Source organism: Labilibacter marinus (assembly GCF_001659685.2).
Classification (GTDB): Bacteria; Bacteroidota; Bacteroidia; order Bacteroidales; family Marinilabiliaceae; genus Saccharicrinis; species Saccharicrinis marinus.
The window spans coordinates 31,050-46,094 of record NZ_LXYE02000055.1 but is presented as its reverse complement, the minus strand read 5'-3'; the positions used below and the strand labels follow the sequence as shown (position 1 = coordinate 46,094).

Annotated in this window: 13 protein-coding genes and 1 tRNA gene; 9 read left to right on the top strand and 5 right to left on the bottom strand. The window is 34.1% G+C overall.

Features of this window, described 5'->3' with window-relative positions; genetic code table 11:
• The first annotated feature begins 5 nt into the window (after window positions 1-5).
• The 4 genes from A8L32_RS21310 (at window position 6) to A8L32_RS21295 (ending at window position 5,255) form a co-directional block, all read left to right on the top strand.
• Window positions 6-1,271: an ABC transporter permease gene (locus A8L32_RS21310; protein WP_075591487.1), complete on the top strand. Its 1,266-nt coding sequence runs from the start codon at window positions 6-8 to the stop codon at window positions 1,269-1,271.
• 94 nt (window positions 1,272-1,365) lie between these two features.
• Entirely contained in the window at window positions 1,366-2,448 is a 1,083-nt protein-coding gene (locus A8L32_RS21305) for an efflux RND transporter periplasmic adaptor subunit (protein WP_075591486.1), read from the top strand.
• Window positions 2,449-2,494: 46 nt separating this feature from the next.
• The gene (locus A8L32_RS21300) at window positions 2,495-3,832 is read left to right on the top strand and encodes a TolC family protein (protein ID WP_075591485.1); all 1,338 of its coding nucleotides are present in this window, start codon (window positions 2,495-2,497) and stop codon (window positions 3,830-3,832) included.
• Window positions 3,833-3,980: 148 nt separating this feature from the next.
• Window positions 3,981-5,255: an efflux RND transporter periplasmic adaptor subunit gene (locus A8L32_RS21295; protein WP_075591484.1), complete on the top strand. Its 1,275-nt coding sequence runs from the start codon at window positions 3,981-3,983 to the stop codon at window positions 5,253-5,255.
• A gap of 129 nt (window positions 5,256-5,384) precedes the next feature.
• Here the strand turns inward: A8L32_RS21295 and A8L32_RS21290 are convergent, their stop codons facing one another.
• Window positions 5,385-5,843: a hypothetical protein gene (locus A8L32_RS21290; RefSeq protein WP_075591483.1), complete on the bottom strand. Its 459-nt coding sequence runs from the start codon at window positions 5,841-5,843 to the stop codon at window positions 5,385-5,387.
• A gap of 515 nt (window positions 5,844-6,358) precedes the next feature.
• Between A8L32_RS21290 and A8L32_RS21285 the strand changes: the two genes are divergently transcribed.
• Both A8L32_RS21285 and A8L32_RS21280 read left to right on the top strand, forming a co-directional pair.
• Entirely contained in the window at window positions 6,359-6,994 is a 636-nt protein-coding gene (locus A8L32_RS21285; RefSeq protein WP_143525190.1) for an SRPBCC family protein, read from the top strand.
• Between the two features lie 90 nt (window positions 6,995-7,084).
• On the top strand, window positions 7,085-7,903 hold the full coding sequence (locus A8L32_RS21280; protein WP_075591481.1) for an SDR family NAD(P)-dependent oxidoreductase: 819 nt from the start codon (window positions 7,085-7,087) through the stop codon (window positions 7,901-7,903).
• Here the strand turns inward: A8L32_RS21280 and A8L32_RS21275 are convergent, their stop codons facing one another.
• Window positions 7,904-8,899: a hypothetical protein gene (locus A8L32_RS21275; RefSeq protein WP_143525189.1), complete on the bottom strand. Its 996-nt coding sequence runs from the start codon at window positions 8,897-8,899 to the stop codon at window positions 7,904-7,906.
• 290 nt (window positions 8,900-9,189) lie between these two features.
• Between A8L32_RS21275 and A8L32_RS21270 the strand changes: the two genes are divergently transcribed.
• A complete protein-coding gene (locus tag A8L32_RS21270; RefSeq protein WP_075591479.1) occupies window positions 9,190-9,627 on the top strand; it encodes an ArsC/Spx/MgsR family protein in 438 nt (145 codons plus the stop codon).
• A gap of 504 nt (window positions 9,628-10,131) precedes the next feature.
• Window positions 10,132-11,988: a carbohydrate-binding protein gene (locus A8L32_RS21265; protein WP_075591478.1), complete on the top strand. Its 1,857-nt coding sequence runs from the start codon at window positions 10,132-10,134 to the stop codon at window positions 11,986-11,988.
• A 112-nt stretch (window positions 11,989-12,100) separates the two neighbouring features.
• Here the strand turns inward: A8L32_RS21265 and A8L32_RS21260 are convergent, their stop codons facing one another.
• The 3 genes from A8L32_RS21260 to folB form a co-directional block, all read right to left on the bottom strand.
• The gene (locus tag A8L32_RS21260; protein ID WP_075591477.1) at window positions 12,101-12,295 is read right to left on the bottom strand and encodes a YwbE family protein; all 195 of its coding nucleotides are present in this window, start codon (window positions 12,293-12,295) and stop codon (window positions 12,101-12,103) included.
• Between the two features lie 156 nt (window positions 12,296-12,451).
• Window positions 12,452-12,523 (bottom strand) — tRNA-Cys (locus A8L32_RS21255).
• Between the two features lie 128 nt (window positions 12,524-12,651).
• On the bottom strand, window positions 12,652-13,008 hold the full coding sequence (gene folB, locus A8L32_RS21250; protein ID WP_075591476.1) for a dihydroneopterin aldolase: 357 nt from the start codon (window positions 13,006-13,008) through the stop codon (window positions 12,652-12,654).
• A 235-nt stretch (window positions 13,009-13,243) separates the two neighbouring features.
• Here folB and A8L32_RS21240 point away from each other — a divergent pair, with 235 nt between their 5' ends.
• On the top strand, window positions 13,244-14,953 hold the full coding sequence (locus A8L32_RS21240) for a glutamine--tRNA ligase/YqeY domain fusion protein (RefSeq protein WP_075591474.1): 1,710 nt from the start codon (window positions 13,244-13,246) through the stop codon (window positions 14,951-14,953).
• The last annotated feature ends 92 nt before the right edge of the window (window positions 14,954-15,045 follow it).

Here is a 15,045-nt window from a genome sequence, read left to right as displayed (position 1 = left end):
ATAGTATGTTTGATTTAGATAAATGGCAAGAAATATTTTATACGCTGAAAAAAAATAAGCTGCGTACTTTCTTAACAGGCTTTGGTGTTTTTTGGGGCATCTTTATGCTCATGCTGATGATGGGTGCGGGTAAAGGTCTTGAGAATGGTGTTTATGCTAATATGGGCGACTTTGCCACGAATAGTATGTTCGTTTGGACGCAACCAACATCGAAACCCTATAAAGGTTTTCCTCGAAATAGGAGATACTATTTTAAGTATGAGGATAAACAGGCTATGAAAGATAACATTGCAGGTATAGATATTATTGCACCAAGAATGCAAGGAGGAGGATATCAGAATGCATCGCTTGTTAGTCGTGGATTGCAAGAAGGTTCATACGAGGTAACGGGTATCATACCTGAAGATTATAAAATTGACCCAGTAAGCATAAAGCACGGAAGGTTTATCAATGAGATGGACTTGAAAGGTAATCGTAAAGTAGCCATTATTGGTAAAACGGTGTATAATGATTTGTTTGAGAAGGATGAGGACCCGTTAAATAAATATATCCGTATTGGTGAAATATATTTTCAGGTAATCGGAACTTATGAATCCAAACATTCTCAACGTTGGGGAGAGCAACAAAACCAAACGGTTTTTATTCCATTTTCAACTTGTCAGGTAGTTTACAACTATAATAATATTGTAGGTTATTTTGCTATTACCGCAAAGCCGGAATATGATATCATGAAGGTTGAGAAGGAAGTGAAGGCCTTATTAGCCAAACGACATGATATTCACCCTGAGGACGAAGGTGCCATGGGTTCTAATAATGTTGGTGAAGAGTTTAAGAAAATGAGCGGATTATTTTTAGGCATCAACATTCTAGTTTGGATAGTAGGAATTGGTACTTTACTGGCTGGTGTTATTGGAATTAGTAATATCATGCTTATCATCATTAAAGAAAGAACACAAGAGATTGGTATTAAACGAGCTATTGGTGCTTCACCTCTCAATATTATATCAACAATTATTACCGAGTCGGTTTTTTTAACAGGCTTAGCAGGATTTTTAGGAATGTTCTTCGGCGTTCTTATTGTTGAAGGAATAAGCCAAGCGATAGGGAGTAATCCATCTGCGGATTCTGGTTTTTTAAATCCAGAGGTGAATTTTACGGTTGCCGTAACGTCATTGTTAATATTAATATTTTCAGGGGTTTTGGCAGGAGTTATACCTTCCAGAAGAGCTGTAGCTATTAAACCAATTGAGGCTATCCGTCAGGAGAATTAATAATAAAATACTATAACTGAGTTGCTCTAATTTTTGGCAAAAAAGAATAAAGTAGCGACTTCAATATGACCTTAATAAAATTAAACTTATACACATGAAAAGAGTTAGAAACATCATCCTTATAGTAGTGTTCGCATTTGTTTTTGTAGGCGGCTTCTATTATTTATACGATCAGTCCAGAGAAAAAGAGGTAGTATTCAAAACCGAATCTGCCGAGTTTAAGGATATCGTAAAAAAAACAGTAGCAACAGGTTCTGTTGTGCCAAGACAAGAAATTGAGATCAAACCTCAGGAGTCTGGAATTATTACCGAAATTTATACGGAGCCTGGTGATTTATTGAAGAAAGGTGATCTGATTGCTAAAATTCAGATTATACCTGAAATGGTTCAAGTTAATAATGCCGAGAGTCAATTGAATAAAGCTAAGATTAGATTTAAAAATGCCGAAATTGAGTACAAGAGAAAGAAGGATTTGTATGATAATGGTGTTATTGCTGAATCAGAATATTTAGATCAATTAATGGGCTATGAAAATGCTAAAGAAGATGTGAATGCTGCAGATAATAACCTTCAGTTAATTAAAGAAGGTGTAACCAAAAATATGGGAGCTCAAACAAATACCATAATTAAGGCAACTATCGAGGGTATGGTTTTAGATGTTCCTGTTGAAGTTGGAAATTCAGTGATTAAAAGTAACACATTTAATGATGGAACAACTGTAGCTATTTTGGCTGATATGGGTGAAATGATTTTTGAAGGAAAAGTTGATGAGACCGAAGTTGGTAAAATTAAAGAAGGTATGGATTTGTTACTTTCTATCGGAGCCATTGAAGGAGAAAAATTTGATGCGAAGCTTGAGTATATTTCGCCTAAAGGCGTAGAAGAAAATGGTGCAATTCAGTTTGAAATTAAAGCTGACGTTAATTTAAAAGAAGGTCAGTTTATTAGAGCTGGATATAGCGCTAATGCAGATATTGTTTTAGACAGAAGAGATAGTGTTTTATCTATAAACGAAAAACTTTTGCAATTTAGTAACGATACCGCATTTGTTGAAGTAGAGGTGGCTGAGCAACAGTTTGAAAAGAAAGAAATTGAAACAGGTCTTTCGGACGGTATCCAGATTGAGGTTAAGTCGGGAGTTCAAAAAGATGATAAGATTAAAGTGCCAAAATCATAATTATCATTAACCTTAAACATTTAAAAATTAATTTAAGCAGACTAACATGATGAATAAGATATTGTCATTACTTGTTATCATTCTTTTTGTGCAAGCAGCCAATGTAAAGGCGCAAGAAGCATGGACATTAGAGAAATGTATTACCTATGCCTTGGATAATAATATTACTATTAAGAGGCAGGAAGTGAATAATCAATTGCAGCAAACAAAATTAGATCAAAGTAAATTAAATCGTTTACCTGATTTAAACGGGCGCACAAGTTATGGCCTAAGCTATGGATATACTTGGGTTCAGCAAGCTGCCCAAAATATTGAGGTAAACAATAGTTCGTTTAGTTTAGGAGTTGGCTCTTCTGTCGATGTGTTTAATGGATTCAATTTAAGTAATAAAATCAAGCAAAATCAAATAGATTTAATGGCTACCATGGCTTTGGCGGAGGAAATAAAAAATGATATTTCACTACGCATAACGAGTCAATATCTTCAAATTTTATTTGATAAGGAGTTATTAGCTATTGCTGAAGAACAATATGAGGTAACCAACCAGCAGGTTGAAAGAAGTAAAAAGTTGGTTGACGCTGGTAGTCAAGCTAAGGGTAGTTATCTTGAAATTAAATCTCAAGCAGCAAAAGAAGCTCTTAATGTGACTACGCAAAAAAATAATCTAGGTTTATCATTATTAAATTTGGCGCAGTTGTTAGATTTAGAATATGTTGCTGAGTTTGATGTAATTTCGCCAGTAATTCCAGAAGTGAATGAAATCAACTTGGCTAAACCTGTTGATGTTTATAAAATGGCGATTGATATTATGCCAGAGATTAAGGGTGCAAACTATAATCTGCAAAGTTCTGAAGTTGAGGTAGATATTGCCAAGAGCGGATATTATCCACGCTTAAGTATTGATGGAAGTTGGGGAGCAAATGCTATATGGCTTGAAGATGATCCAGATAAAATTAACAGACCTTTAGGCGACCAAATTAATTCGACGAAAAACTTATATATAGGAGCTACATTAAACGTGCCTATTTTTAATAAGTTACAGACCAGAAATAGTGTAAAAAATGCAAGAGTACGAGTGATCGATGCAAATTATGCTTTAAGTCAGGCAAAATTAACCTTACGCAAAGAGATACAGCAAGCATATGCTGATGCTTTGGCTGCGCATAATAAGTATATTTCTAGTAATGAGGCTGTGGAATCATTTAAAGAATCATTTCGATATACGGAGGAAAAGTTTAATGTTGGTTTGGTAAATTCAGTGGATTACAATGTGGCTAAAACGGATTTTACAAGAGCTCAATCAAATCTTATACAATCGAAATATGAGTATATTTTGAGAAATAAAATTCTTGATTTTTATAAAGGTGTCCCAATACAGTTGTAAAAACTTCAAGATAGTGTGGGTTTAATAATTGCGAAGCATCCATTCATTTATTTGAGTGGGTGCTTTTGTTATTTTTAGATAAATATAAAATGCATTTGTTTAATCTTATTATCTTGCGTTAAATACATTACCTCAACTAATTTTAAAAATGAAAAAATCAGTATTATACCCTTTAATAGGTTTAGTTGTAATTATTCTTCTTTTAATTGTTGCCAAAAAGCAAGGGTGGATAGGAGGAGAATTTAAGCATAAAGTAAAAATTGAGAAAGTTGAGGTAAGAACTTTAACTGAAACCATTACGGCTAATGGTAAAATTAAACCAGAGGTAGAAGTGAAGGTTTCTTCCGATGTTTCTGGAGAGATTTTATTACTGACTGTTAAGGAAGGTGATGAGGTGAAGAAAGGTCAGATGCTGGCACGCATTCAACCAGATATCTATGAGCGTAATCTCGAAAAAAGGCAAGCTTCTTTAAAGTCTTCAGAAGCTAGTCTTGCCCAAGCCGAAGCTCAGTTTAAACAAAAAGAGTTATCGTATAATAGAAATGAAAAACTTTGGAAAGAACAAACAATTTCAGAGTCGGAATATGAGCAGGCTTTGGCCGATTATAATGTCGCAAAGGCTAGTGTGGATGCATCCAGGGCTTCTTTACGCAATGCCAAGGCGTCTTTGAATGAGGCCAAGGATAACTTAGCCAAAACCACCATTTATGCTGCAATGGATGGAACTATATCTCGTTTAAACGTAGAGAAAGGGGAGCGCGTAGTGGGAACTGCTCAATTTGAAGGAACTGAAATGATGACTATCGCTAACCTGAATAATATGGAGGTTGTGGTGGATGTAAACGAAAACGATATCATTCGAGTTAGTTCAATGGATACTGCATTAATTGAAGTAGACGCTTATCTTAAGCAGAAATTTAAAGGTTTAGTGACAGAGATTGCTAATTCAGCCAAGTCCCAAGGGACAAGTGCAGATCAGATTACCAATTTTGAAGTGAAAATATTAATACTTCCAGAATCGTACCAAGAGTTACTTGAGGAGAAAGGAACTAATTTTTATCCTTTTAGACCAGGAATGTCGGCCACTGTGGATATTCAAACCAATACAAAAGTGGATGTACTTACCGTGCCAATTCAATCGGTTACTACACGAAAAGATACAACGAAAGTTGAGGATGATAATTTGGACTTAGAAAAAGAAGAAGAGAAAACAGAGGTTGTTTTTGTTGTGGTAGATGGAAAAATTGAACAACGGAAAGTAGCAGTTGGTATTCAAGATACAAAGTATATTCAAATTATTGAAGGTGTTGAAAAGGGCGAGGAAGTAGTTAGTGCTCCGTATAGTGCCATTGCTAAAAAACTAAATAATGGCGATTTAGTTGAAGTAGTGGATAAGCTATTTGATGCCAAAGATAAAAAGTAGGAGTTGCCTTTCTGTTAAATTATAAGGTATAAAAAACGGATAAGCTCATAGCTTATCCGTTTTTTTGTGAGTATTTTTCTTAATATGAAATTGCAATGTGTAAAATAGGCTAATGCCTATAACCTATTTCTAGCCTAAACGTTTTTTCATTTCTTTAGTAGGCTTAATTTTATTGCTAGGGTTGTTACAGTACTGTATTAATGCACTAACCGCGCCTTCAGTAATTTCGGTAATATCTTGAGTGCTTTCTTCATTTTCCAGATATACTTTAGCATAACACGAGGCATACAGTCCTATTAACTCCTCTTTTTCTTCTGTGAGGGTTTTTATGTCGTCACTTACTGAAAAATCGCAAGAAGGACTTCCTTTCATCCATCGAATAATAAATTCTGTGGCTGCTGTTCGTTCCGAATCTTTTTTGTCAAACGGAGTCATCAACAAATAATAACTACAATCCAGTACCTGTTCGGTGTATTCTTTATAATCCTCACTTGTTTTTAATTCAACATCGTTTAGGTGCGAAAACTGAGCATTTGCCCAATTACTTGTAGCTATAAGTGCGAATAAAATAATAATCAACTTTTTCATTTGTCTTTGTTTTATGAAGCATATAATCAGAGTCATCGCTTCAAGTTGTGTTGAAATATTACGCAAGTTGCTGAAAATGTTTCGTTTGCTTTGATTAGTGTTTGGATTTGTACGGTGAACGAATGAAAAGCTTATGTAAATGGAGTGTGTCTTAAGTGGCAATATAACAGTGTTTTAATGGTTTTTAGTGCTGGTTTTCATATATATTATCACTCGGTATTACTTATTAATAATAGGATTTATTTGTGTTAAAGTAGAACCTGTAGTGGTGCTATTGATAAAATGTTGCAGTGTATACAAATGTGCAATAAGTAGATGTTTATATTGAATTGTTGTTCGATAATTATTTCAAGTATTTTTCATTTGTTGTGCTTATTGCTACTTAAATCAATTAAATAAGTTTCCAGATGCAAATTTTGCCAAATAGGTGGGGTGCTGTATTAACTAGTAATTACAATTTAGAAGACTTCATCCTTAATTTTACTTCAGAAGATGTTTAACTAATATAAAGAAAAATGGTAATTCTTGTTTATTTCTTGATTAGGATGCTTTTAAATTTAAACCCTGCTGTGTTGAAAGAAAAGGCATTTGTTAACGCATCAATGTATTATTCGGAATGGGTGTGTGTGAAAGACGCTAAAGGTATTGCCCTTTACGAACGATGGGTAAAGGTTAACGATTCACTTAATGTTAGAGAACGTAAAGGTGAATTTGAAGTGGAAAGTTGTATGGAGGATGTAGTGCGTTATCTGAATAGTCATGAAACGATTAAAGAGTGGATGAAAGGAATAAAGGTTGCCCAAAAAGTAGGTGATCCAGAGGCGCACTGGGTGTATATGGAAATTCAGCTGCCATGGCCTATGTCTAATAGGGATTTAATAGCTAAATACTCGGTTGCTAGAGAAAATAAAGATAGTTATTATTTAACCGTGCAGAGTGGAAAAGGCAGTCCTCATTTAGATACGGAATTGGTGCGAATTAAAGATTATAAGGCTGTATGGAAATTAAAGAGAGTGGGTCATCAAAAAACCAAAATTACTTTTACAACTTTTTCAAGTGAGCCTCCTATGTTTCCACAATGGGTGCAAGAGCCTGTGCTTAAAAATGTATTTTATGCTAATCTTAGGCGATTGAAGAATAGATTATCATAATAGAATCTAATGTATTTTGATGATGCTTTTTCACCGTATGGGTAGTTAATTCGGAGTGTATAGAAATACGAATAAATTAAGAATAGTAAAATGAAAAATCAACAAGCTATTATAACAGGAGCAACAAGTGGTATTGGAAAGGCCTATGCTCACTTATTAGCTAGTCAAGGTTGGCATTTGTTACTAACAGGTAGACGAGTAGATGCTTTAAAATCACTGAAGTGTCAACTTGAAAATTCTTTTAATGCTCGGGTTGAAATAATGCGGGTAGAGTTTAATGATTCCAATCAGTTTAAAAAGCTTTTAATGCATATTAAAACAATGCGTTCTGTTGAATTGCTCATTAATAATGCTGGTTATGGTAGTGCAGAAGGTTTTTTTGATCATAGTTACGAAGAGGAAAATCGTATGTTAAATGTACATATTACAGCTGCTACCCATTTGATTCATTCGGTAGTTCCTAATATGATAATGCACCAAAAAGGCACAATAATAAATGTATCCTCTTTGTCTGCCTTTATGCCAGCTTCTTTTAATTATTTCTATTGTGCTTCAAAAAGGTTTATGGTTTCATTCTCCGAATGTCTTTATTTGGATTTAGAAAGGTATAATATAAATGTACAGGCGCTTTGTCCGGGTTTCGTAAAAACGGATTTTCATTTAAGGCGAAAAGGGAAGGCTAAAGAACAAAAAATACTTAAAAGTAAGTTTTTATGGATGGAGGCAGATGAGGTGGTCGCTTATAGTCTTAAAAATATAAGTATACATAAGGTAATATGTATACCTGGATTTATAAATCGGATTATTTATGCTATTGTAGCTATGTTGCCCAAGCGTTTCTACTATTGGGCAACATCAATAAATAGAAGATCGATAATGAAAGAAGATGGTTTAGTGGCTGTTATTTGATTATATATGATATTTCTCTTTAAAATGATCAATGGCAAAATGAAGTTTATTAAAAAAGCGATTCCTTTCTTTCTCTCCACATTGACTAATTAAGTTAGATTTAGAGATTATAGCACGCTGAAACCGTTCTATGTTTTTGCAAAAGGCATCATTGTTAGATGATAAAAGTCCAAGAACATTATAAGTTATAAAAGTGACGTTATTATTAGGAAGGCGAATAAAGATAGTGTTGTCGTTCAAAACAATTTCATTTTCATATAGTTTGTAGCTGTTTGGTATACCCTTGGGTTCTTTTCCATATAAAAAACGCATGCCTATTTCAGCCTCTTTTTTGGTGTGGTTTAGCCATTTTTCAAGACATTCTAATAGTGAAATAAGGTCTTCCTTTGTGTTGAAATAATTAGAAACCCAATAATACTCCACTTGTCGAAGTAATATCCTAAATGTATCTTCATTCCAAATTTCTGTTGTTGGAATTTTAAGTGCAATGATAGCAATTTGTTTACAACGATCTATAATAGATGGATTTGTATGCTGAATGCTAAATTTTTGCTTAGCCAAGCCCTTCGATTTAAATAATGTTTTCTCCCAAAATAAAAATTTAAATGCAGCTATTTCAGGAAATTGAAAGTAGCTAAATATTGGAGGATCCTTGGCAGCATAGGTGAGTTCAGTAATGTTCGCATTATAAAATTGAGTTACATTATTTAGTGCATTGTCGAGCCATTTTATCCCAGAGAAATTCTCAGGTTCAACAGGATTACAAATAAATGGAAGGTAGTTGGAGTCTACCTGGCAAATAGCATCTAGAGATACGTTGAATCTACGACTTAAAACAAAGGCTTCCTGTAGAGTAATTTGCTTCTCTCCACGAAGGCGCCTATAGGTGCTGTCATAACTTATTTCTAGTGCTTCAGATACTTCATGTACAAGAGAATACTTAGCATCAATCTTATTTTTGATGTTTTCAAAAAGTTGATTCTGTATTTCATACATGTCTACCATACATTAAAGTTACGGCTATTTATAGGCAATTTCAATGTAATCGTGTTATCATATGAAATAAAACAATAAGAAGTTAGCAAAAAGTACACGATTCTTTTTGCTAAAGAAGATGTGGTAATTGTTATTGAAATAATTTAGACTTTTCGGTTTCATTTTATATTAATGTCTACAAAAATGTAAGGAACTGTCAGGTGTTTGTGTTTGTAATTGGCAGATATAGAGTGTAATTGTATTTCAGGAACTAAATTTGATATGCTTTTAAAAACTAAAATTCATATTAAATGGCTACAATTACATTCTTCGAAAAAACGGGTTGTATAAATAATACTAAGCAAAAACAAATCCTAGAAATGGCTGGGCATACGGTCAACTCTATTCATATTGTACAGTATGATTGGAAGCAAATTGAATTACTTAATTTTTTTGAGGGTTTACCAGTAAAGGATTGGTTCAATAAAAATGCTCCATCCGTTCAGTCAGGTGAGGTTAACCCCCAAAAGTATAATGCTCAAGATGCTATTGAGCTTTTGATGAAAGACCACCTTTTAATTCGTCGTCCCTTATTAATTATTGATAATGAAAGAATCGTAGGTTTTGACAAGGATTATTTGAATGAGAAAGTTGGATTAAACCCAACTTTGAATCCTAAAATAGTGACTTTGCTAAAAGAAAATTTAAATGATTGTCCGCAAAAAGTAAATAATGCACAATGTGATTAAAAATTATAAAGTTAATGTATTAAAATCTTATCATCATTACTGGGTGTATTGTTAAGCATTAAGATATTTTTTCTTCTTGGTGGGAAAATCAAGAAGAAAAATAGTTCTATCAGGATAAAGGTCAGCCCTTTCATCTAAATTGTACCTAATACAATGTGCTGATTCTATATCTTAATATTGTTGTCGCAAAATATTAAGGTCGCACATTGAAAACCCTATTAAATAATTGTATACTTTTTAAATTGATCAGATCTGATTATAAGGCGAGTTTTTATTAAATATTATCATGTTATTTCGCCGATCTAATCTCTTACGCTACCCCTTATTAAATCTAGCGTACAGAATGATAGTTATCATACTCCCCCTGCATTAGTTGTTTTTTACAAGCTGTACTGTATTTATCTTAATAATAGTTTCGAGAATATAATACAAGTGTAAAAATTAACATTTTTCCTCAACACAGTTACCCTTAGTGTTGAGGAAAACTTGTGAAAATTAAATCTTATGAAAACAACTTTATTTTCTGTAGCGATGCTTTTCATCGCAGTAATTTCTAATGCACAAGAATGGAGTAATATCTCTATTCCTGCCAATGCCGGAAACGGTAAAGAGTGGCAGCTTCAAACTAATCTGTCGGATGACTTTAGTTATACAAATTCCTTTAATTCAGGAGGCTTTGCTGATAAATCTAACTTTGGGCCTAATAATCAATGGTATAATTTTTATCACAATTCATGGGATGGTCCAGGTTATTCCTATTGGAATAATTCTCAGGTTTCTGTAGATGGAGATAACCTTGCTATAACCGTAGCTTATACGTCCAAAAATAGTAAAGGAGGTAGCTATGGAGTTGCTTCGGGTTGTGTTACTTCAAATAGTAAGGTTTCTTATCCTGCTTATGTAGAGGCTTCAGTGAGTGTTGCTAATATTTCATTAGCTTCTTGTTTCTGGCTATTAAGTCCTGATGATACGGAAGAAATAGATATTATTGAAAACTATGGTGGTGTAAGTTGGTTCAAGAATTTTACTCATATTAGTCATCATTCCTTTGTTCGTAACCCATTTACCGATTATCAGCCTAGAGATAAAAATAGCTGGTATCCAATTTCAAAAATTACAGATGCTGGCGGTTGGGGGCCATATTGCTGGAATGGTGGTAATCGACGTTATATGCGTATGGGTGTGTACTGGATTTCTCCAAAGCATTTTGAGTATTATATAGATGGAGACTTGGTTCGTGTAATGTATTATAATGCCATGGCAACTAAAATTAATGGTACTTGGGAGTATACTTATTATAATTCTGTAACTAAAGATGGTAATGGCTATAGTATGCCAACAAATGGGAACGATGGCTATTCTGATGTTGCAACTTTTACCACATCAAGCTCCTATAGTTTAAGTACGCTTCAAAATGCAAGTAATGCTTCTAAAGGATATAATGTAATTGATACAGGTTGGTTTCAGGGAAGTGATGATAACGATTTAGACAATAATGGAATAACAAATGAAGCACGGGGATTTACTAAGGATCTTGATATTATCATTAATATGGAGTCGCAGAGTTGGTTAACTGGTTCAACACCATCGGCTGCTGATTTGGCAGATGCGTCTAAAAATAAAATGTTAGTAGACTGGGTGCGAGTATATAAACCTGTTGATTCGAGCAATACAGGGGTAGGCTCAACTATTACCATTGAAGCAGAGAGTTTTTCTGATACAGATGGAACTTTTAATGATGGATATGTAAACTATGGAGTAAATAATGCAGGAACAAAAATTAACTATGTGAATAAAGGTGATTGGGTGGAATATCTTGTTTCCATACCTGAAGATGGTGCATATGAAATTACTTACTACACATCATCGCCTATAACAGGATCAACAATTGACTTTAGTGTTAGCGGTACTTATTTTAACACAACTACCGTTCCTAATAATGGTAGTTGGGATAATTACCAGGCACTTAAAGCTAGTAAAACAGCCAACTTTTCTGCAGGAAATCATTTGATTAAATTAACCGCAGGTTCTACTAATTGGACTTGGAACATGGATAAGTTTACCTTAGAGCGAGTTTCTGAAATGAAGTCAGCATCTGTGGCAACAAATCTTGATTCTGAAAGTTATGTCAGAAATTGTATTATTCACCCTAACCCTGCTAGTGATGTTGTAAATATTAAAATTACAGATGTTCAACATAGTTATATATTAGTTGATATTTTAAGCATATGTGGTAAGCGTATACTGATGGAGCAAGTACCCACAAATTCAGATTACGTTATGGATATTTCTAGCCTGAATGCTGGTGTGTATTTAGTAAAAGTAGGGAATAATAAACCGTTGAAACTAGTTGTTAAATAATAATTCTCTAAAAGGATCATTATTGCTTCTTGATTTAGATAACAGATTACAAACAAAAACTCCCGATTTTCAATTGAAAATCGGGAGTTTTTGTTTGTAACTAAAGTGTCTGTTAAAGCTTAATTAGCTTTACTCTGCCTGTTTGTCCAGTCTTTAGTTTACACTCAATTCCTTTCATGTGGAAACCCACTTCATCAATAATATCCTGAACAACACCATGTGTTAAATGTCCAGAACGTTCATCCTGCTTTTGAAGAATCGCCACTTTAGTTCCCTTCTTGATGTTTTTTCTTTCTCTAGCGTCCATCTCTTGTCACTTAATTAATTTGATACGTATGTAAAATATTGTCTTTCTTGGCTTTATATAGGATGAGGTGGTTGGTCAGGGAAAGCTTTTAATTAACTATGTCCCTGTATAATACCAGAAACGCTCACTTTATAACCAAAAGCGAGCGTTTTTGAGAGGTTCCTGGCGGATTCGAACCGCCGTAACTGGTTTTGCAGACCAGTGCCTAAGCCACTCGGCCAAGGAACCGTTTCCTATTCGGCTTGCAAAATAAGTGATTAAATTAATTCCCTGCAAATATAAAATTGAATTTTGGCTTAATTTTTAACTTTACCTATTGTAACTGTTGTTTTATCAGGGCGTTACTTAAATGTTAATTAACGTTGCATGGTTACGCTCACCGCTTTCATTTGTCCGCCCATAGGTGGATTCATTTTAGAAACTTTCACTTTAACCCAATCTACATAATCAAATTTTGCATGAATTGCATTTAAAATTCGCTCGGTAAGATGTTCTACCAAATGCGATTTCTGCTGAATTTCTTGTTTGGTTATTTCATAGACACTAACATAATTTAAAGCATCTTGAATATTGTCTGATTTGCTCGGTACATTAACATCTACCTGTATAGAAATGTTTACGATAAAACGATTACCAACCACTTGTTCTTCTTTAAAACATCCGTGGTAAGCGTAAAACTCCATCTCCTCTAATTCTATTATACCTTTTTGCATAAGTTATTTAACTTTCCTAATGTGATATTGTTGTGGCAAATTTATAAAATGCACATTTTATAAAAGACAAAAGACAAAAGTTTTTGTTTGGTATTATATTCATCTTTTTTACAACTATTAATAATAAATAATCGCCTATTATATTAAAAGCTTTATTTTTGTGGGTTATTAATCGAACATTTTTAATGTTTGCAGGAAAAATTATAAAGGAATCATCGATATATAGCACATACCAATGAACAAAGACAGTAATGATAATCATTCAGAAGAAGTAAAATCGAATTTTATTCATCTGGAAATAGATAAGGATTTAGAAGAGAATAAGAATGGCGGAGCTGTATTAACACGCTTTCCACCAGAACCTAATGGATATTTACATATTGGGCATGCAAAGTCTATTTGTTTAAACTTTAGTCTTGCACAGAAGTATGGTGGTGGATGTAATTTAAGATTTGATGATACCAATCCTGTTAAAGAGGATGTGGAATATGTAGATAGTATTCAGGAAGATGTGAAGTGGTTGGGCTTTAATTGGGAGAAAGAAGTGAAGTTTGCTTCGGATTATTTCGATCAATTTTATGCATGGGCTTTATTGCTTATAAAGGCAGGAAAAGCCTATGTTGATGATCAAAATGCGGATGAAATAGCCAAGCAAAAAGGAACACCGACAGAGCCTGGAACCGAAAGTCCTTTCAGAAATCGTTCCGTAGAGGAAAATCTGGATTTGTTTGAAAGAATGAAGGCTGGTGAATTTCCAACTGGAGCCAAGGTGTTGCGTGCAAAAATTGATATGTCGTCGCCAAATATGCATTTGCGCGATCCGTATATGTACCGAATAATTCATCAAGCGCATCATCGTACGGGTGATAAATGGTGTATTTATCCTATTTATGATTTTGCTCACGGGCAAGAGGATTTTATCGAAGGAATTACCCACTCTATCTGTACGCTTGAGTTTAAAGTGCACCGACCATTATATGATTGGTTTCTGGATCAAATTAGGGAAGCTGATGAAAATTGGAAAGCGAAGGTAAGGCCTCGCCAGATTGAGTTTGCACGATTGAATTTAAATTACACAGTAATGAGTAAGCGAAAGTTACTGGAGCTGGTTCAAAAAGATATTGTAGAAGGATGGGACGATCCGCGTATGCCAACTGTTTCAGGCTTGCGTCGAAGAGGATATACACCCGAGTCAATTCGTAATTTTGCGGATAAAGTAGGGGTAACTAATCGCGATAGTATTACTGATGTAGCTTTATTAGAGAGTTGTATTCGTGAGGACTTGAATAAAAAAGTAGCGCGCGTAAATGCGGTGATTGATCCATTAAAGTTAATCATTACCAATTATCCTGAAGATCAGGAAGAGTGGGTTGAATTAATCAATAACCCAGAAGATGAATCTATGGGTTCTAGAAAACTTCCATTTTCTCGTGAAGTGTATATTGAAAGAGATGATTTTATGGAAGATGCACCTAAAAAATTCTTTCGTTTAACCGTAGGTAAGGAATTGCGCTTGAAAGGTGCATACGCTATTACTTGTACTGGTATAAAAAAGAATGAAGAAGGTGTTATTGAGGAAATATATGCCACCTACGATCCTGAAACAAAGAGTGGAGCCACGACTGTTACGCGCAAAATTAAAGGGGTAATTCACTGGGTTTCGGCTAAACATGCTGTAGATGCTGAGGTAAAATTGTATGATAGATTATATAATCACGAAGCACCAGCAGCTCAAAAGGATGCTGATCATTTAGACTTTATTAACCCAGATTCATTGCAGGTGGTTCGTGCGAAGGTGGAACCTTCATTAAAGGATGCCAAGGCATTAGATAAGTTTCAGTTTCAAAGAATCGGATATTTTTGTGTAGATAAAGATTCAAGCAGTGATAAACTTATTTTTAACAGGACTGTTGCATTAAAAGACAGTTGGTCAAAGAAGAAATAATAGTACCTTAAGTGTATATTTTAAAAGGGTGCTTTAATCGGTACCCTTTTGTTTTATAACATTGTTAAAACCATAAACTACCATTTATTATA

Coding starts and splice junctions, on each gene's coding strand:
- A8L32_RS21310 (WP_075591487.1), top strand. CDS start 6: ATGTTTGATTTAGATAAATGGCAAGAAATATTTTATACGCTGAAAAAA.
- A8L32_RS21305 (WP_075591486.1), top strand. CDS start 1,366: ATGAAAAGAGTTAGAAACATCATCCTTATAGTAGTGTTCGCATTTGTT.
- A8L32_RS21300 (WP_075591485.1), top strand. CDS start 2,495: ATGATGAATAAGATATTGTCATTACTTGTTATCATTCTTTTTGTGCAA.
- A8L32_RS21295 (WP_075591484.1), top strand. CDS start 3,981: ATGAAAAAATCAGTATTATACCCTTTAATAGGTTTAGTTGTAATTATT.
- A8L32_RS21290 (WP_075591483.1), bottom strand. CDS start 5,843: ATGAAAAAGTTGATTATTATTTTATTCGCACTTATAGCTACAAGTAAT.
- A8L32_RS21285 (WP_143525190.1), top strand. CDS start 6,359: ATGGTAATTCTTGTTTATTTCTTGATTAGGATGCTTTTAAATTTAAAC.
- A8L32_RS21280 (WP_075591481.1), top strand. CDS start 7,085: ATGAAAAATCAACAAGCTATTATAACAGGAGCAACAAGTGGTATTGGA.
- A8L32_RS21275 (WP_143525189.1), bottom strand. CDS start 8,899: ATGTATGAAATACAGAATCAACTTTTTGAAAACATCAAAAATAAGATT.
- A8L32_RS21270 (WP_075591479.1), top strand. CDS start 9,190: ATGGCTACAATTACATTCTTCGAAAAAACGGGTTGTATAAATAATACT.
- A8L32_RS21265 (WP_075591478.1), top strand. CDS start 10,132: ATGAAAACAACTTTATTTTCTGTAGCGATGCTTTTCATCGCAGTAATT.
- A8L32_RS21260 (WP_075591477.1), bottom strand. CDS start 12,295: ATGGACGCTAGAGAAAGAAAAAACATCAAGAAGGGAACTAAAGTGGCG.
- folB (WP_075591476.1), bottom strand. CDS start 13,008: ATGCAAAAAGGTATAATAGAATTAGAGGAGATGGAGTTTTACGCTTAC.
- A8L32_RS21240 (WP_075591474.1), top strand. CDS start 13,244: ATGAACAAAGACAGTAATGATAATCATTCAGAAGAAGTAAAATCGAAT.